Annotated in this window: 15 protein-coding genes; 4 read left to right on the plus strand and 11 right to left on the minus strand. The window is 45.8% G+C overall.

Annotated elements, in window-relative coordinates; translation table 11 throughout:
* Positions 1-59 precede the first annotated feature (59 nt).
* Positions 60-3,518, minus strand: a complete 3,459-nt coding sequence (gene smc / locus P6574_RS14925) for a chromosome segregation protein SMC (RefSeq protein ID WP_310621062.1) — start codon at positions 3,516-3,518, stop codon at positions 60-62.
* A 72-nt stretch (positions 3,519-3,590) separates the two neighbouring features.
* Positions 3,591-4,235 (minus strand): DsbA family protein, encoded by a 645-nt coding sequence (locus P6574_RS14930; RefSeq protein ID WP_310621063.1) that lies wholly within the window; start codon positions 4,233-4,235, stop codon positions 3,591-3,593.
* A 461-nt stretch (positions 4,236-4,696) separates the two neighbouring features.
* On the opposite strand from P6574_RS14930, the gene P6574_RS14935 reads away from it, so the two are divergent.
* Entirely contained in the window at positions 4,697-5,182 is a 486-nt protein-coding gene (locus tag P6574_RS14935; protein WP_310621064.1) for a hypothetical protein, read from the plus strand.
* Positions 5,183-5,185: 3 nt separating this feature from the next.
* Here the strand turns inward: P6574_RS14935 and P6574_RS14940 are convergent, their stop codons facing one another.
* Entirely contained in the window at positions 5,186-5,713 is a 528-nt protein-coding gene (locus tag P6574_RS14940; RefSeq protein WP_310621065.1) for a DUF721 domain-containing protein, read from the minus strand.
* A gap of 138 nt (positions 5,714-5,851) precedes the next feature.
* On the opposite strand from P6574_RS14940, the gene mutY reads away from it, so the two are divergent.
* On the plus strand, positions 5,852-6,925 hold the full coding sequence (gene mutY / locus P6574_RS14945; protein ID WP_310621066.1) for an A/G-specific adenine glycosylase: 1,074 nt from the start codon (positions 5,852-5,854) through the stop codon (positions 6,923-6,925).
* A 59-nt stretch (positions 6,926-6,984) separates the two neighbouring features.
* Here mutY and P6574_RS14950 read toward each other — a convergent pair whose 3' ends face one another.
* Complete coding sequence (locus P6574_RS14950; RefSeq protein WP_310622169.1) at positions 6,985-8,484, minus strand: AMP nucleosidase; 1,500 nt, start codon at positions 8,482-8,484, stop codon at positions 6,985-6,987.
* Between the two features lie 188 nt (positions 8,485-8,672).
* Positions 8,673-9,077, minus strand: coding sequence for a hypothetical protein (locus tag P6574_RS14955; RefSeq protein ID WP_310621067.1), 405 nt, complete (start codon positions 9,075-9,077; stop codon positions 8,673-8,675).
* 568 nt (positions 9,078-9,645) lie between these two features.
* Between P6574_RS14955 and P6574_RS14960 the strand changes: the two genes are divergently transcribed.
* Positions 9,646-10,773 (plus strand): site-specific DNA-methyltransferase, encoded by a 1,128-nt coding sequence (locus tag P6574_RS14960; RefSeq protein ID WP_310621068.1) that lies wholly within the window; start codon positions 9,646-9,648, stop codon positions 10,771-10,773.
* A gap of 97 nt (positions 10,774-10,870) precedes the next feature.
* Here P6574_RS14960 and P6574_RS14965 read toward each other — a convergent pair whose 3' ends face one another.
* Positions 10,871-11,239, minus strand: coding sequence for a S4 domain-containing protein (locus P6574_RS14965; protein WP_310621069.1), 369 nt, complete (start codon positions 11,237-11,239; stop codon positions 10,871-10,873).
* A gap of 1,131 nt (positions 11,240-12,370) precedes the next feature.
* Between P6574_RS14965 and P6574_RS14970 the strand changes: the two genes are divergently transcribed.
* Positions 12,371-12,994, plus strand: coding sequence for an alpha-1,2-fucosyltransferase (locus P6574_RS14970; RefSeq protein WP_310621070.1), 624 nt, complete (start codon positions 12,371-12,373; stop codon positions 12,992-12,994).
* Here the strand turns inward: P6574_RS14970 and P6574_RS14975 are convergent.
* From P6574_RS14975 to gcvPA, 5 genes are all read right to left on the minus strand, one after another.
* The gene (locus P6574_RS14975; protein ID WP_310621071.1) at positions 12,969-13,631 is read right to left on the minus strand and encodes an HAD family hydrolase; all 663 of its coding nucleotides are present in this window, start codon (positions 13,629-13,631) and stop codon (positions 12,969-12,971) included. The genes P6574_RS14970 and P6574_RS14975 overlap by 26 nt on opposite strands.
* 36 nt (positions 13,632-13,667) lie before the next feature.
* Entirely contained in the window at positions 13,668-14,903 is a 1,236-nt protein-coding gene (locus tag P6574_RS14980) for a glycosyltransferase family 61 protein (RefSeq protein WP_310621072.1), read from the minus strand.
* 147 nt (positions 14,904-15,050) lie between these two features.
* On the minus strand, positions 15,051-16,253 hold the full coding sequence (locus P6574_RS14985; RefSeq protein ID WP_310621073.1) for a glycosyltransferase family 61 protein: 1,203 nt from the start codon (positions 16,251-16,253) through the stop codon (positions 15,051-15,053).
* Between the two features lie 115 nt (positions 16,254-16,368).
* Entirely contained in the window at positions 16,369-17,961 is a 1,593-nt protein-coding gene (gcvPB, locus tag P6574_RS14990) for an aminomethyl-transferring glycine dehydrogenase subunit GcvPB (RefSeq protein ID WP_310621074.1), read from the minus strand.
* On the minus strand, positions 17,958-19,307 hold the full coding sequence (gene gcvPA, locus P6574_RS14995) for an aminomethyl-transferring glycine dehydrogenase subunit GcvPA (RefSeq protein ID WP_310622170.1): 1,350 nt from the start codon (positions 19,305-19,307) through the stop codon (positions 17,958-17,960). The genes gcvPB and gcvPA overlap by 4 nt, the downstream gene beginning before the upstream one ends.
* Positions 19,308-19,360 lie beyond the last annotated feature (53 nt).

Consider the following 19,360-nt stretch of genomic DNA (forward strand, 5'->3'; position numbering starts at 1 on the left):
CTATATTATTAACAAACAAATGGAAGCAAACATTAAGGTTTTACCATTTTGTGAGAGATTCAGGATGCCTTTTGATAACTTTCTGCGGTTTGCAAATTGACCGAAACCAGCTGCGAGACTCCCCTTTCAGACATAGTGACCCCAAACAGACAATCCATCCGGGACATAGTAATTGGATTGTGCGTAATCACAGCAAACCGTGTTTGCGTACTGTCGCTAACATCTTCCAATAGGGCACAATATCTCTCCACGTTTGCATCATCTAGCGGAGCGTCTACCTCATCTAGAACACAGATCGGGGTAGGGTTCGTTAAAAAGACTGCAAATATAAGCGCCAGAGCTGTAAGCGCTTGCTCTCCACCTGACAAAAGGGTCATTGTTTGCGGTTTCTTACCCGGTGGGCGGGCAAAAATTTCCAAGCCTGCTTCTAAGGGATCCTCAGAATCAATCAGCTTTAGTTGCGCTTCCCCACCACCAAACAAATGTTGGAACAATCGCTGAAAGTGACCATCAACCACATCGAAAGCTGTGAGCAATCGCTTTCTGGCTTCACGATTCAAAGTGGAAATACTGCCCCTTAGTCTTTTTATCGCCTCAATAAGGTCCTCTCGTTCACTAACAAGAGTTCCCAGCTGCTCCTCAAGACTCGTTAGCTCCTCTTCCGCCTGCAAGTTGACACCACCTAAGCGCTCTCTTTCAGCTTTCAAAAGCACCAAGCGTCGCTCAATAGTATCAGGCTCCGGAATAGCAGCTTCATCGCTCACTCTTACTTGTTCTGCCAGCTCAGTGATTGACAGGTCCAACGTTTCGTAGATGCGCCCTTCAACCTCTCCTTTATGTAGTCGAGCGGAAGCCAAACGTTCTTCTGCCCGCACATGCTCTTCTCTCAATCGCGTATATAGCTCAAGAACCTCCTTCGCGGTCTGGTCCTTTTCTCTAAGCTCTTTCTCTAGTAGAAGTAGATTGTCGGCTGTTTGCTTTCGTAGACTGTCAGCTTTTGAAATGTCAGTGGCCAAACCTAGCCGTTTCTCAGCGATGTGCTCAGGCTCTTCAAGGTACCTTCGCAGGCTGTTACAAGTTTCATCCAGACGCTTTTCCAGCTCACTTACCTGCTCTCTGGCATTTTCTTGTCGCCTTTTCCAATCAGATTGATCGCGTTTGACCTTATCTCTGCGGCTGTTTCTTACATCTCTTTCTCTGACAAGAGCTTGGCCCTTGGCCCGAACCTCAGTTAAACGATCACGCAAATCTTCAACTTCCGCCCGTAGAGTATCAAGAGAGTTCTCCATGGCCTGTGCGCCGACAATATTTTCTAGAACAATCTGAGTGTTTTGTTTTTCTTCCAGCGTAGCTTTAAGGTCTTCTTCATCCCTTGTAATCCGAGCATCTAGGATTTGTTGCTGATTCAAAAATTGAGTGTTTCGCTCCTCCGCAAGCCGTACTTGTTCCCTTTGCTCATCCATTTGATGCCGCAACTGTTTAAACTGTTGTTGCTCACTTAACAGTTCATTTTCTGCTTGCTCCTGAGTGTGACGAGCTTTTTCCAGAGTATCATTCAGCTTAGATATAACATTGGAACCATCTTCAACTTCGATATTCAATGCAGCTAGACGGTTGCGTTGAGCCATTCGTTGCGCGGCGGGAGTGAGAACCTCTGCGGATACTTGAACCCCGTCCCACCTTCTAACTGCGCCGGACCGGCTCACCACGAGCTGCCCAACCTGTAATTTCTTAATCGTGCAAAGCGCGTCATCGTTTTCCACGAAGCCGATTTGAGCAAGTGCGCGTGACAACTGAGCCGGGGCATCAACAAAATCAGAAAGTGGCTGGCAGCCATTTGGTAGCGGGGGGTCATTCTCCATTATCTGAGCACCTGCCCAGAAAGCTGGGGCCTCTTCATTTAATGGATACTCGATCGCATCGCTAAGGGCTGCAGCCAAAGCCACCTCATATCCATCGAACACATTCAACTGATCCGCTAAAGGCTGCCACCGCCCATCGATTGAAGAAGACAGTACCTCTTCCAAGGTTTTCGCCTCTGTTTTTAGAGCTAGATGGTAGCTACGCTGTTTCGCAAGAGGGACTAAGGCAGCCTCGACCCTTACCCTTGCTTTTTCATTCTCGACATTCGCAATATCAAGAGCTTTCTCTGCTTCACTTAATTTCTCTTCAAGCAATGAGAAACCAGATTTCGCCTGATTAAGCTCCACAGCTTTGGTAAGCTGTTCATTCACAAAGTACCTTTCAGTCAACAAAGCACTCAATTTACCATTCAGGTCTGTTTCTTTTAGAGTGAGCTTTTCTACTAAGACTTCTAGCTGTCGGCACTCTACTTCAAAACCAGCATGTTTACGCAACTGCTCAGAGAGTTCGACTTCTTTTTCTCGCAATATCACTTCATAATTTTCTGCAGTTTCATGAGCATTCTCCCAAAGCTCCTCACTCCCCTCCTCTTCACAAGTAAGAACCTCAAGCTCCTCTGCCAAATTTTCGAGAACATCAGAGTTTTCGAGATAAATTTTTCTTTCTCTTCTAATGTCCGTTTCTAACTGCTTTTGGCGTTGAGAAAGTTCATTGGTCCGTTCTTTATTTTGCTTCTCAACAGCGTCTAACTGCCCGTTTGCTACAGTTAACTCCTGATAAAATGCCTCAGCTTTCGCGACTTCACCTCTAAACTGAGGTACGCGATGAGCAACAAGGGCTTGCTCACGTGCTGCAGAAGCCTGTTTGGCAGTGGCCTGACGTAAAGCTACTTCAACCTCAGCAAATTCCCGCCTGCCATTTTCCAAGCTCTCACAGGCTTCACTCCATCGCATATAAAGGATGGTCGCTTCCGCTTTCCGAATATCTGAGGAGAGGTTTTTATATCGCCTTGCCTGCCGCGCCTGCTTACCTAAAGATATGACCTGGGTGTCTACTTGCCCGATCATATCTTCAAGTCGAACCAGATTACTTTCTGCCGCTCGCAAGCGCATTTCAGATTCATTGCGTCTTGAATGTAGTCCTGAAATTCCCGAGGCTTCTTCGAGAACTTTTCGGCGAGCTGTGGGCTTTTGTGAAATCAACTCACCAATTTGCCCTTGCCGAACCATTGCTGGGGATCGCGCACCTGTCGATGCATCGGCAAATAATAGCTGCACATCACGAGCTCTAACATCCTGCCCGTTTATTCTATAGGTAGAGCCCGCCTCACGTTCTATGTGACGACTAACTTCAATACTATCAAAGTTATTGTATGCTGGAGGTGCGGAGCGGTCACGATTATCAAGAAATAACGTCACTTCCGCTGCATTTCTCGGAGGCCTGTTTGCACTACCGGAGAAAATCACATCGTCCATACCAGAGGCCCGCATGTTTTTATAAGAGTTTTCTCCCATAACCCATCGCAGAGCTTCTACCAGATTTGATTTGCCGCAACCGTTTGGGCCGACAACACCTGTCAGTCCATCTCCAAGGATAAACTCCATTGGCTCGACAAAAGACTTGAAACCAAGGACGCGCAAGCGATCAAATTTCACTGAACGCGTCCTCCATGACAACAGGCCTTTCTTTTCAACCTCCAGATATCATACCTAGAGTGATTTCATTGCCTATAGGTCTTTATCAACGTGCTCGCTCAGCTCTTCCAAAGAAAGAGCTCCTGGAACACGCTCACCGTTAATAAAGAATGTTGGAGTGGATTGTACGCCCAGTTTGTTTGCAGCAACATCACGTACAGACACGATACCATTGAGGATTGTCTGGTCTGACAAACAGTCTTTCACTTGTTTTTCAGTAAAACCAATCTGCTTGCCCAAATTGATTAGGGCGCCGTATGGATCACTCGTAAAAGCCCATTTCTTCTGCTCTTCGAACATGAGACCGGTTACATCGAAGTACTTATCCTTGGGAGCGCAGCGAGCAAGCATAGACGCGGCGGCAGCTGTATTATCAAGAGGGAACTCACGGAAAATAAAACGTACTTTCCCTGTATCAATATACTTTTCTTTAAAAGCCTTAAACGTGTTATTGTGGAAGCTCGCACAATGACTGCAGGTCATAGAGGCATACTCCACGACTGTCACTGGAGCATCCTCACTTCCAAGAGATACATCCCCTAGAGGGCCTGCTTGGAGCAAGAGTGTTTCGTCAACTCCTTGAGCGTTTGCTAAAGGTGGAGTGATTGAGGTCAATGCAAATGCTGTAACGGCCAGTGCACTGGTGCGCTTGATTAATGATCTGCGGGTAATAGTCACTCTTGTTGTCCTTAACTTGGATAAGCCTTAAGTTATCAATGGCATTAGATATAGTATCAGGTCAACACAATCAGTAAATTGTGTTCACACTTTGCCGCACTTAAACCCATACTTGTTTTTGTTATTAATCGAAATTTGTTGGCTGGTGGGTCTTCTGGCGTAGACCTGTCGCCTCCAACCAGCCTCTTTCCAGAGCTTATCTAGAGCGCGTTCCGTTTGATTGGGTTCAATCAAACGACAAGAATTCGCTCAAAATAAATAAGTTAGAGTGCACAGCGTGAATGCGATGTGCTTTAAACCATACATTAATAACAGGGCCAAGCCATACTCTAAAGTACCCCCTTTCGTAGTACCCTGTTGAATGGTGGGATAAGAATGGAAATCAACTTTGATTTTACGAGTGCATATGAGATGAAATATTCTCATCGATTAAATAAAAACTCCTTAAATCAAAGCGTTCAATGTCAGTTCGATCACTTGTAATCATCACAACACTTGCTTTAGCCGGCTGCCAATCGGCAAATACTGCCAAGCCTCATAACCAATTACGCACACAAGCTTCTCCCCCATCCACTTCCCAAGTTGAAAAACAGGCCTCTCCGATTTCTTACTCCGGTACAACGGACTTAAAGGAGCTGACTTCACATAACTGGTCTGTAGATGAAACTGGAACTGCTGCGCGCCAATGCACGCTTAAGTTTTCATTAGGTACCCAGAACGAGGACGAACCGGCTTCCCCTTCTCGATCAACCCCAAGCGGTAGTACCCAAATCACTGGTTGCAAAAATGCAGAATTAGCAAAAATTAAAAGCTGGAGCATCGCAGGAAACACTATCGAATTACTTGGCTCAGAGAACACCAAGATTGCCTTCCTTTTGATGGAACGACCTGACTTGTTACTAGGGTACACAGCCAGTGGACATGACTTAGTTGTGAGCCAACTATAAATTTCAGGTGGAATGAGGAGATCGAGACACGATCTCCCTACCTAGCTTTTCAAGGGCTTTTTGCAGCTTCTCATCGGAAACTCTACTGACTTTTGACTTGATTTCCAGCTCTTCGCTTTTTGAAAGAAGCCGCTGCCGCCTTACGGGTTTGAATGTTTTTTTTGGCAGCGCCCGTTGTACAATCTTGATACGCGAGATTGCATACCAGCCCAGAAACGCATTTAGCCGCTCACGAATAGCATTCACTTCATGAGAAAGCATAAGGGCTGAAGCGGAATCAGAATGGACAACAAGGGTAGCGGGAGCCGGGATCACTTCTCCATCAGCTTCTCGTCTGCGCGGCCAAATCAACTGCCCGGGTTGAACGCGCCCAGCATACCGTTCCCCAATCAATTCCGGCCATGCACCCAGCAAGTCAGCCGTTGCAAAACCTCGTTTACGAGCCAGCGGATGCATTGTAGAACCTACCAGCTCACTCAACTGCCGGCGTGTCGGACCTCTATTTTTCTTCGGCGCAGCTTTGACCATCATACTCAATCGGTTTACAGAGCTCGGACGTTTAAATGACCTTACCTACCAACAGATTTAAACTAGTAACTTCTCAAACGATACCTTTAAATACCAAGGGTTAGATACTATTTTCACACTTAAAATTTACAGAAAGACCAAATGACTGCCCCTGACAGCACAACTTTACTTAAATGGTACGACAAAAATTCGCGTTCTTTACCATGGCGCACCTCCCCACAAGAGAGAGGTTGTGGCATAAATCCGAACCCTTACCATGTTTGGCTCTCAGAAATCATGCTTCAACAAACAACTGTGGCAGCGGTAAGGGGTTACTTTGAGAAGTTTATAACTCTTTGGCCAAAATTAGAAAATCTCGCAGAGGCAGAAGAAGAAGATCTTCTTAAGGCATGGGCCGGTTTGGGGTACTATTCCCGAGCTAGAAACCTGCACAAATGTGCAAGAGAGCTGATCCGTTTTCATAATGGCCGCTTCCCGGAGGAAGAAAAGCGCCTATTAAAGCTACCAGGTATTGGCCCTTATACCGCAGCTGCCATATCCACTATTGCTTTCAACCGGCATGCAGCCGTTGTGGATGGGAATGTTGAGCGGGTGATAACGCGCATTTTTGCATTAACAGCAGAATTGCCAAAGAGCAGACATCAGATCAAAAAGTATATGCATGAACTTACGCCCCATGAAAGACCAGGTGACTTTGCTCAGGCGATGATGGATCTGGGAGCAACGATTTGTAAACCGCGTGCACCAAACTGCCTCCTCTGCCCCTGGAGAACAAAATGCGATGGCTATAAGTCGGGAATTGCTGAATCCCTTCCTCGCAAAACGCCAAAACCCATAAAGCCAACAAGGCACGGTATGGCATTTGTTGTTCGGCGAGATGATGGATCTGTCCTACTTCGCAAGCGAGCCGATAAGGGACTTCTAGCTGGGATGAGTGAGCCGCCGTCAACAACTTGGGCGGAAACTGCGGCAATGGACGACCTTTCACTTGTACCGTTCAAGCTGAGAAGTACTAATCTCAAATGGCAGCGAGCAAAGCATGATGTCAAGCATACCTTTACCCATTTTCATCTCAAGATGAGTGTATGGATTACCTTTTTGAACGAAGAACCCATTTTACCCGATGGGTATTGGTGGTCTTCAATAAAGATGCAGCAGGATGAGGCTCTGCCAACAGTTATGAAGAAAGCTCTTAAAGCGTCACTCAACGAATAGATAAGAAAGAGCCCCCTCACCTCATATGTGTATGAGGGGGCAATAGCATTTTTAAAAAACTACTGAAACGCGGTTTCGGCAAAGCTGCGTAATTTACGCGAATGCAGGCGCTCTGGAGGCATTTTCCGTAGCTCCTCCATAGTTTTAAAACCAATTTCAAGATGTTGCGCGACCTGTCTTTTGTAAAAATCTGTCGCCATGCCGGGCAATTTTAGTTCCCCATGCAAGGGTTTATCCGAGACACATAGAAGTGTTCCATATGGTACACGGAACCTGAAACCATTTGCGGCAATTGTGGCAGACTCCATATCCAGTGCGATAGCTCTGGATTGAGAAAAACGCTGAACTGGCTCACGGTGGTCTCGTAACTCCCAGTTTCGGTTGTCAATGGAGGCAACCGTTCCTGTTCTCATGATCCGCTTCAGTTCAAATCCTTCCAGACCTGTAACTTCTTCGACCGCTTTTTCCAATGCGACCTGCACTTCTGCAAGCGGCGGGATAGGCACCCATGACGGTAGGTCTGCGTCGAGAACCTTATCCTCGCGTACATAGCCATGTGCAAGAACATAATCTCCCAATTGCTGGCTATTACGCAGCCCTGCACAATGCCCTAACATGAGCCATGCATGAGGACGTAGTACAGCAACATGATCCGTAATCGTTTTGGCGTTCGAGGGACCTACCCCAATATTCACCATTGTAATACCACGATTGTCCGGCATCGTGAGATGATAAGCTGGCATTTGAGGCAAGCGAGGAGGCGCTTCCCCTTCTGAAGGAGCCGTATCTCCCGCACGTGTTATCACATTGCCCGGCTCTACAAAACTTGTGTATCCACTATTGGGATCGGCAAGAAGATCCCGTGCCATCTGCGCGAAGCCGTCAATATAGAACTGATAGTTTGTGAACAAAACATAGTTCTGGAAATGCTTGGGTGCTGTTGCTGTGTAATGCTGTAAGCGATGGAGTGAATAGTCCACCCGAGGGGCTGTAAATGGGGCGAGAGCTTCTGGGCCATCCCCAGCTTCAAAGGTCCCGTTTGCGATGGAATCGTCCATTACAGCAAGATCTGGCACATCAAAGATATCCCGCAAGGGACGCGTAGAAGAAGCTTCAAATGACCCTTCAACATGGGCACCATTATAGAAGGCAAAATGCAAAGGAATAGGAATATTGCTTTGAGCAACTTCTACCACTCCTTCATAATTCCGCAGCAACTGCTCTATTTGGTGTGTCAGGTATTCCTTAAATAAATCCGGACGCGTAATGGTCGTGGCATATTTGCCCGGGCCCGCTACAAAACCATAGGAAAGACGGCTATCAGCTCTGGAGTGGCTGGAAACTTCTACTCTAAGTTCCGGGTAAAAAGCCCGTACAGGCTTATCTGGAAGACGGCCCGCACTTGCCTCTTTAAATGCATTTCGTAAAAAAGCAGTATTCGTTTCAAATAGTTCAATCAAATGTGCAACTGCTTTTTCAGCATTCTCGAACATCTGCGTTTTTGGGGCTTGGGGACTTAAAAACAATTCGGTTTTACCGTTACCGTCGCTACCGGATATAGTCGACACTCATTTTCTCCTTATTTTGTATCGCAGTATCTGTTGCAAAGCTTTGAACCGGCGTCAAGCTGAATGCACTGCAAACATGAAAATATAATCTCAAGTCGAGATTTTTTTCATGACCTACGGTAAAATGAATTTCAGGCTGGAAAACTGGGCCGAGTTGAGTTCCTATAAAACTCAGTTAATTAGATCTCAAGAATTCTCCGGAGAGAGCCGAGGAATTCGAGTGTCTTCCCTTTCATTCTCACCAAAGGATAGCCCAACAGTTTTTCTTGGGTCCACCCGTCATCTGGCTCAAGCTGCCCAAGCAAACTCTCCAGACCGCGCATTACGTCTTCAGGCAGGGGGAGCTTTTTCGCTTCGAACAACATTGCCTGTAGTTCGTGTATTTGGCGAAGAGACCAGAATGCAACAGTCATCCCTTCAAGAAGCGCCGGATCACTCTGCCAAGATAGCCCGCCAAAAATCTCATTCGAAACCCGCTGCCCCGCTCCAAAACAACTAAAGCGTATGCAGCCTTTAAAACCATTTTCTTCAAGCTTTGAGTGGATTTTACAAAGACCCTTGCAGTCCAAGTTAGAGCACTTCATGCCTGCTGGTTTATCAAATGGGAAGAAGTCAGATTTATCAAAAGCCAACGAAACACAACACAATGACACACAGTTTAGGCAGTCATCTTTTAATCTAGCGGGAAGCATTGTACGGCCTCGTGATGCAAAAATTTTGTCCCATAGCCCTGCACAAAAACAACCATTTCTCAGCCTGAAACTGTCTTGGACAAGCTATTTGGAAACGGTAATCAAGTAGTTCCTACCTCGCCTATATACCAGAACATTCAAACCCCATAACAGTTTTGTGCTATAGGGCTCCATACTTAATCATTCTGTTAAATCTTTTAGAAGATATGGAACAAGCAATGGGGAAGTGAAAATTTAACTGCTGCAAAAGTTACTGCAGTGGCGGGCTCTTAACCAACCATCAATCAGTTCCCCAAGGTTTTCCTAGGCTTAATACTAATAAAGTTAACCGAGATGAATTTTTATGGATTTATAAATAAACTGTTGATTCCAAATATATAAATAATCTATCTCTTTAACAATCAATTTACCATATCCGGTAACCATAAGCCTCGACATTTGCGTGAGGTAATGCGTCGCAATGAGAGTACAGCGTACAGGGGTGTCGTCATTGACACCCCAATCTTCCATAAAGCCAAGTTGGCTTGACACTATTATCAAGGGTGACTGCATAGCAGAGCTGGAAAAGCTACCCGACAACTCGATAGACATGGTATTTGCAGATCCCCCTTACAACTTACAGCTGGGAGGAGATCTTCATAGGCCGGATAGTTCAAAAGTTGATGCCTGTGATGATCACTGGGATCAGTTCTCAAGTTTTGAAGTCTACGATGCCTTTACACGCGCTTGGCTACGCGCCATTAGACGTGTCCTGAAACCGGACGGCTCTCTTTGGGTTATCGGCTCTTACCATAATATTTTTCGGGTGGGCGCTATCATGCAAGATTTAGGTTTCTGGATCAATAATGATGTTGTCTGGCTGAAAACCAACCCGATGCCCAACTTTCGTGGGAAGCGATTTACAAACGCACATGAAACATTGATATGGGCAACTCCCTCTCAAGAATCAAAACCCACATTCAACTATGACGCAATGAAGACTTTCAATGATGATCTTCAGATGCGCTCTGACTGGGTTCTGCCCCTGTGTACGGGACATGAACGGTTAAAAGACGAACAAGGCGAGAAGGTGCACCCCACCCAAAAGCCGGAAAGCCTTCTTTATCGCATTCTACTTTCGACCTCTAACAAGGGCGATGTCATTCTTGATCCTTTTTTTGGAACGGGAACTACCGGTGCAGTCGCAAAGAAACTCGGTCGTCATTTCGTCGGAATTGAAAGAGAAGACGCATACATCAGTGCTGCGACAAAACGCATAGACAAGGTCACTCCAGCAAATGATGACCTTTTGCAATTGACAAAAGGAAAGCGCGCTCTTCCCAGGGTTCCCTTTGGAAATCTACTAGAAGCTGGCCTTTTAAAACCAGGAGCCAAGCTGCAGGACGCCAGAGGAAAGTACATAGCAACGGTTCGAGCTGATGGGTCCCTCATCTGCGGAAAACACTCAGGATCCATTCACAAGGTGGGCGCTCTCCTGCAAGGCCAGCAGGCGTGTAATGGCTGGACTTACTGGCATATTAAGCGCGGAAAAACACTCGAGCCGGTTGATAAGCTTAGATCTATTATTCGCTCACAAATGCCCTCTTAACAGAGGCAGCATAGCTAAAGGGCACAGTTCCACATCTAAAAGTTTAAACCCACCTTCTCATTTAGAGAAGGTGGGAACACAATTTCGATATCACTTCTTAGGTAAATTGCACCAAGGCTCGGCCATCTTTCCCGATGGCCATATCAAGCCGCTCGCCCACGCCAATATCACCTTCAGAAATAATACGGGATTCGTTCACAACCAAAACATTATTGATTCGGACAGCTCCCGATCGCACTAAGCCACGAGCTTCACTGCTGGAACCAGCAAAGCCTGTTTCAATCATCAACTCTAGAAGCCTCACAGGCTTTGCAAGTAAGGAAAGGGGTAACAAATGGGTCGGTCTTTTGTCATCTTCATGATTTTGAAGAAAAGTCTGCCCCGAGTCCGAAGTCATATCAGTAACGTCAAGGTAACGCATTGCCCCTGTTATCTTTGTTGCAAGAGCCTTTTTAGCTTCGGTCATTTTTTTGCACCTTTCAAATTTGCTAAGCAATGAACTGTATCTAACAATACTGAGAAGATTTGTTTCACTAATCGGTTCAGCTCTCTGTTATCGTTGGCCCGCCTTATTTGTCCAAAATCATGATCGGTCAGGAGGTGATAGTTTAACCAAACATTACGTTGGCGACCTCCCCGCAATTTCTTTCCATTCAAACTCCTAATCAAAGAGCACATTGGTCCAAACAAAACATCCCTTTGTTGATCAACGTCACCAAGTGGCGAGAAACACTGGAGTAGTTTCAATGCTTGAGGAGTGAAGCTACAGGACGGACCAGTGTTTGTGTATTTCCGGAATTGATGGTGTTCCGGAGTTTCTCGAATACCTATTGAGAATTTGAACCGAAAAAGTTCCCGGACAAGTCCATGATTATTAGCTAGACTATCGGCGGAGCAAATCATACTTCACCTATGCATTCTGACTTTAGGCTGCATCGCCAAGTCCTGCCGAACGGCAACTCACATAAGCAAACTAGCTGAGGCGTCTTATAAAAAAGCTGACGCCCTATTGGATTATTTTGATACGATTTTGCCATTTGGATCCCCTGTTGCCGCATCAGGGACCCAAAAAAACAAAAGCCGCCCTAAGCGGCGGCTGTTTGTTTTCTTAAACTCTTGTCAGAAGCAATAGGAAACACGTGCCGCTCGTATGTGCGCCACGGTAAAATATACATAAGAAAATGTGCTCTGTTTCCTGCTCATACCTTTTTATTGCCCCAGTCTTTCAAGAGTTGTCAAGTGGTTTCAGGAGCATCACAGTTCATTGTCAGGAAATTGTGAAGGATTTTTTTGTTAAAAGGACGCTATCGTGATTATCCTAAGGCTTCGTGGTGGATTAGGGAATCAGCTCTTTCAATATGCAATCGGCAGGCATCTCTCCATCGTTCACCGCTGCCCCCTTAAGTTCGATTGCAGTCATTACGCTGAATACAAAGACCGGTCCCCTCTTATATTTTCCTTTAATATTTTTGGCGAACAAGCAACATTGGCAGACATGAAGCATGTTTTCTGGCCTGCAGAAGGAAGAGGACAATTCTCACAATCCTTGAAGAAAATTTTTCCAAGTTACCAAAGGCACTTTGTGGTAGAAAAGAAGATGAAGGAGCCCCATCAGCTCCCCCTCAACTCCCCTCCTCTTTATGTGGACGGTTTCTTCCAGTGCTTCACGCACGCACGTGCTATCAAACAAGAATTGCTAACCGATCTCACACTCAAAGTAGGCCTATCTGAATCACGGCTCAACTTTCTAGAACTGGCAAAGCGCGACAATTCAATTGCCATGCATATAAGGCGCGGTGATTACCTGAATGCGCAATTTCTTCAAAATTTTGGCCAATGCTCAAACACATACTACTACAATGCGATTTCTAAATTGAGAGATCAGGTTGGGAGCTCTCCTCTCCTTGTTTTTTCAGATGACCCACAATATGCTAAGGACACTTACGGTCACTTTCCCAATATTTATATCATTCCCAATTTTAACGACCAAAATGATGAACAGGATCTCTACCTGATGCAGCAATGCAACCACACCATCATGGCCAATAGCAGCTTCAGTTGGTGGGCGGCCTTTATGAACACACAAAAGAACCAGCAGGTAATAGCCCCAAAGCGCTGGTTTAAAAATCGCTCAGTAGATGAGAACAATCTACTTCCACCCAATTGGACTAGGTTGGAAACCTTCACCCAGAAAGTTACTCAGACATCAGATATCTGGTAAGCTCTCGCATATTTGAGAAAATACGATGAGGAGAGGATCGCTCCAGTTGTCTTCTTAACCCCTCAGTGTAGTGAGAAGCACCTGTAAAGCCCAGAACTGTCATACCGGCTTTCAAAGCCCCCTCAACTCCGTGACAACTATCCTCAATAACAAGACACCGCTCAGGACTAACTCCCATTTTGTCCGCGGCATACAAGAAAATATCTGGAGCAGGTTTGCCCAGTTCCACTTGATCCGCCGAAAAAATGTGCCCATGTAAGCGAGGGTATAATCCGGTTAGCTTCAATGTATATTCCAACCGCCTTAGCGAACTACCGGAAGCCACACACATCTCGCCTCGATATATTTCAAAAAGCTCATAGACACCTGAAACGGATTCTAACTTGTTTTTGAAAAGAGCCTCAAGTTGTTCAGTAAGGTTACTAAAGACACCATGATAACGAAAATCTCGTCCGGTTTCTTTTTCGATCTGAGCAAAAACATCCGCTTCGCGAACGCCCATGAACCGCTCAATATAGGTATTCGTAGATATGAAATATCCTGCTTTTGTTAAAAGCTCCGCCTCCAGAGCACAAGCAAGATACTCACTATCAATCAAACAACCGTCACAGTCCCATATAAGCAAATCATAGTTCATAATAGCTTCCCATCTTTCCAACTCCTTATATGGAAGCTATGAGAAGGGTAGCAAATCACTCTTTGTGCTATTTCTTTTCAAAGAGATAGGGTGACATTGTATGCCATCTAGTGTGCGTTCCAACTCCATAAATGCCTTTGCAGAAACTGAAAAATGCTGGTGTGCCCCGCCCAATTCGCACAGAATCGGTGTGTAACTTTGATTTTTCAAAACCGAGATCCACATATACGCACTTTGGACATAGTTACGAGGAAGAAGCTCTAATACGACACCTCCAGATTGGGAGAATAAAATGTTGGTTAATCCAGCTCCGTGAGCCCCTATAATCACCTTCGCTTCATTAAATATCTTTACTTGTTCAGGGTGGCTCAGTTCACCGGGGCAAATTATATCAAACCCTTTTCTCAACAAGAATTTTTCCAGTTGCTCCTCATTGAGAATTCTTCGAATTCTAGCATCCCTACGGGACACGTAGATTTTTCGATATGGCCGTACACCTTCCAAAATACCGTAGGATCTTTTGAAATAGGCTGAAACCTTGTTTGCAGAGATCCTTGAGGGCGGACTTCTGAAATTGTTCGCTCTTTGCTCAGATAAGAAAATGAGATTTTCGCACGCGTAACGCTCGGTTTCAGATGTAATAGCAAACTCCAAAAATGGATATAACTTCTGCAGATATGAAAATATATTTCTTTGAAAACTACTTAAGTCAGAGCGAACTAAAACTGTAATTTTATCATAATTTCCAGATACTTCCTCACAGAGGCGAATGAACTGAGGCAAGATATGGCTAATGAACATATAGTAGTGTTTATGCCCTTTAGGAAGACCAAGAAAGTTAGAGACTGTTCCATTCAGATGAACAGTCTCTAACTTTCTAAAGCGAGCAGTATTGTGTTGCAGGTCCTCAACCTGTGATTTATCACCGCGTATAATTGAAGAACCGGAATGCCCAAGGACATAACACTTCGACAGTTTGTAAAGCGTTCCTTCCACTACTCCATCAATTCGCAATCCAGTTTTTGATTTGAGTTTTTCCAAGTCAGCGAACTGTTGTAGAAACACCATTTGTGCCTCATTTAAAGCGCACTCACTCTCATCTTTCCATTGTGCAACAATTTTCTGAGAGAATTCACTGAGATCAGATTGTTTGGAGTAAAAATTGTACTTTCGAGCGTATTCAGGAAATAATCTCGCAATTCTCAGCTGAACAAAAAAGCGTATCTGCCGTGCGGTTGGTATCCAGCGCCGCCAAACCGGTGCCTGCCTCATATTTCCCCCCATCTATCCTAGCCCAGCATAGATGGGTCAAACCAATAGGTTCAGCTCCATATTTTAAGGGGCAATAAACGAAGGAAACCGACAAAGATAAGCGAGAAAACCACTCTTCTCGCTTTGAAAATTTACCAGTTAGTTCAGTTAGGCAACTTGTGCAGCTTCACCTTCAGTATGCCCTGACAAAATGCTTTCAAGCTCACTCAAATTTTCCTCAGTTAATGAAAAATTCTGATGACCCAAGCTTTTACTTCCCACAATCGGAGTATACTGATGTTCCTTCAATGTTGACATCCAAGTATAGGCTCCCTGAATATAATCAGCCGGGAAGATTTCTATGACATGTCCCTCAGGCTGCGTAAACATCAAATTTGTAAGACCTGCGCCGTGAACACCTACAACAATCTTGGCTTCCGAGAAGACCTTTACTTGCTCTTTATGGCTGAGGTTCCCTGGTGTAACAACCTCAAATCCATAAGAACCGAGTAGATCGATCAGTTTTTGCTCATTCAGAACCTGCCTGATTTTCGCATCCTGCCGGCACACGTATATCTTCCTAAATGGCTTCTGTAAGGCACTGAGCTCATAGGCTGCTCGGTAAACGCCAGCAACCAACTCCATAGCATTTTGGGAGTATGGACTCCTGAACTTACTTGAGCCACGTCCACGCAAATATACAAGCTCGTCGCACAGGACACGTTCAGTTGTATTGATTATCTCGAAACGAACGTTCGGCTTCCAACTTTCAATTTGTTTATAAAAAGTTTTTTGGAAACCGGATAAATCTTCTCGCACCAGAATTGTCAGCTTCTCATAGCGGGAGCTGAAGCCATCAAGAAACTGGAGGAATGACGGCATGAAGAGGCAGTGAAAGAAGTAATAGTGCCTATGACCTTTTGGGACGCCCAATAAGTTTAAGCAATACCCCTTGATATGCCGATCCTTCATAGTTTGAAAGCGCATCGTATTTTTTGATAATGCCTCAACCTGACACCGCTCATCTTTTAGAAGATTTGAGCCGGTATGCCCCAGCACATAGACGTTTTTGAATTCATAAACACGGGCAAACAAATGGGCACTTTTAGGAGTTTTTCCGCCGGTTCTCTGCTTCTCATTGTCTCCAAAGTCCTGCAGAAAATCATGCAATTCTTCGGATAAAGAAACTTCACTATAGTCTGCCCAGCTCAAGGCCTCGGTTTGATCGACTTGATCCCAATCCATTTGCTTCAATACAAAATTGTAGCGTAATGCCAGTGTGGGAAATAACTTCGCAATGGTAGATTGAATAAAAAACCTGATTTCTCTTCCGGTTGGAAACCAGCTTCTCCACTTTGGAGCTTGACGCATTTCATACCCTCTTCAATTAAGGGGAAAATAAAACGCGTTCGTTAAACCTACATTAACTATTTTTAATTTTTGCACAACTACCCCCTCAGATTTCTTCCGAAGGGGTACTTGGGCGTTATTCAGCAGCAATTTTTGGCTCAACTTCAGTTTGAGCGGGGGCCTGCCATTTTAGTACTGGCTTTCTCGCAGCTGTTGTCTCATCCAGTCGGCGACGTGGGGCGTGGAAAGGAGCACCTTCAAAGCGATCCATTTCGCCATTTTGAGCTGACAAGACAAGGTCTCGAAGGGTAGCAACAAACAGATCTAGTGAAGCTCTGCTCTCAGACTCGGTAGGTTCAATCAGCATGGCCCCATGCACCACAAGAGGGAAGTACATGGTCATAGGATGATAGCCTTCGTCTATCATTGCCTTAGCGAAGTCCAGTGTTGTCACACCTGTCCCTTTGAGGAAGGTATCATCAAACAAAACCTCATGCATGCATGGCTTTTCACCATAGGGTAGGCTCATTACATCTTGCAGACCAACACGAACATAGTTGGCGTTAAGAACGGCATCTTCTGAAGCTTGTTTTAGTCCTTCCGCGCCATGAGATAGCATATAGCTTAGTGCGCGGACAAACATTCCCATTTGACCATGGAAAGCTGTCATGCGGCCGAAAGGATTCTCCTCCCCTGTTAACTGGCTGCTTGTCTCTACGACTTCGTTTCCCTCTTTACCTTTTCGAAGGAAAGGTAACGGAGCGAAAGGAGCAAGCCTTTCCGACAAAACCACAGGTCCGGAACCGGGTCCCCCGCCTCCATGCGGAGTTGAAAAGGTTTTGTGGAGATTGATGTGCATGGCATCAATGCCCAAATCCCCAAGCCTTACTTTTCCAACAATAGCGTTGAAATTAGCACCATCACAGTAAAAGTAAGCACCAGCATCATGGATTGCTTTTGCAATCTCAATCACTTGTGGTTCAAACAACCCGCAGGTATTTGGATTTGTGAGCATTAAGGCAGCAATATCATCCTTATGCTCCTCCAGTTTCTCAGTCACAGCAGAAATATCTACCGTTCCGTCGTCTCTAGCGGGAATAGAAACAACCTTAAACCCAAGTACAGCAGCTGTTGCAGGGTTGGTCCCATGAGCACTTTCCGAAACCAGTACAATAGAGCGCGGTTCACCACGTACCTCCAGTGCCTTTTTAATTGCCATCATACCGCACTGCTCGCCATGTGCGCCCGCTTTAGGGCTCATGGCAACCGCTTGTGTACCGGTTGTCACCATCAGCCAATGGGCAAGCTCCGCAATGAGTTCAAAGGCCCCTTCAGCTGTTGATATTGGCTGTAACGGGTGAAGATCAGCAAAGCCCGGCAAACGCGCCAGCTTCTCATTAAGCCGCGGGTTATGCTTCATGGTGCAGGATCCTAATGGATAAAGCCCAGCATCAATCGCATAGTTGTTTCTGGAAAGGCGCACATAGTGACGCATTACCTCCGGCTCAGAAAGTCCAACAAGGTCAATCGGACTTTTTCGCTCATGATTACCTAAACGCGGCTGAAAATCTTCTGGCTCATCCAAGTCGACACCGCAGATATCCGTCCGGCCAATCTCAAAGAGCAATGGCTCTTCCATGTCCAGCGCTCTATTGCCTGTAAACGTCTGCGGTTTCTCTGTGGAGTGTAAGCCAACTGAAGTTGGGCGGCCCTGTTTATTCATAGTCATGCCAGAGCCTCCTTAAGAGCCAAAACAAACGCCGCACGGTCAGCATCTGTATTCACTTCAGTATTTGCAACCACAATCAAGTCTTTCAAGCTGTTTTTGTCAGGCTCGAGCCGCGAAACAGGTAGCCCCCCTAAAATACCTGAGGAAGCAAGGGACTCAATGACTTCAGCAGCATCTGCAGGCACTTTGATTGTGAACTCATTGAAGAAGCTAGAGTTTAACACTTCAACACCGGCTATCACCTCAAGTTGATCTGCAAGTTTCACCGCATTTGCATGGTTGATACGGGCAAGCTTCCGTAAACCGGTTTCACCTAGCAGTGTCATGTGAATGGTAAAGGCCAAACAACAAAGACCCGAGTTGGTACATATATTTGAGGTCGCTTTATCGCGCCGAATATGTTGCTCTCTCGTCGACAGGGTTAGCACAAAGCCTCTTCTCCCTTCAGCATCTGTCGTCTCACCGCAAACACGTCCGGGCATATTGCGAACATATTTTTGTCGTGTCGCAAACAGACCGACATATGGGCCGCCAAAAGTAAGAGGATTCCCCAATGACTGCCCTTCCCCAACAACAATATCAGCTCCCTGCGCACCGGGGCTTTCAATGAGCCCAAGAGAGACGACCTCTGTAAATACGGATATGAGCAAAGCTTTATGCTGATGAGCTTTTTCAGCAATCAGTTTTAAGTCAATCAGTTGCCCGTAAAACGAGGGCGACTGAACGACCACACACGAAACACTATCATCAATCTGGGAGAGAATGTCCTCTGTTCCCTCTGGGTCTGCAGGCAAGGCCACAACGTCCCCATCCGGCAACTGGCGGGATATGCTTTCAATCACCTCCCGATATTGTGGGTGCAACCCTCCAGAAATAAGTGCTTTTTTCTTCTTCGTAATACGATGGGCCATGAGAACGGCCTCAGCAGCTCCTGTAGACCCATCATACATGGAGGCATTGGCTACTTCCATTCCAGTCAGGTGCGCAACCTGTGTTTGAAATTCAAACAGGGCCTGCAAGGTTCCTTGAGTAATCTCGGGCTGATAAGGCGTGTAGCTTGTTAGAAACTCGGAGCGTTGAATCAGATGATCCACGGTCGCAGGGACATGGTGCTTGTAGGCCCCGGCGCCCACAAAAAACGGAAGAGAGCCAGCCGACCTATTTTTATTTGCAAGCGCAGTGAGATGCCGTTCCACTTCCATTTCACTCTTCCGCTTGGGGAGAGAGGAAAGTTCACCAAGGCGAACGTTCTCAGGAATCTCGGCAAACAGATCATCTATGCTGTCTACGCCAACCCGCACCAACATTTCGGCGCGGTCGCTATCAGAAAGCGGAAGATACCGCATCATTTCACTCCAGATAAGAGGCTGAGTACCCCTGAGGCACTCTATGGGTTTTT

The organism is Pseudovibrio sp. M1P-2-3, assembly GCF_031501865.1.
In the GTDB taxonomy this organism is placed as follows: Bacteria; Pseudomonadota; Alphaproteobacteria; order Rhizobiales; family Stappiaceae; genus Pseudovibrio; species Pseudovibrio corallicola.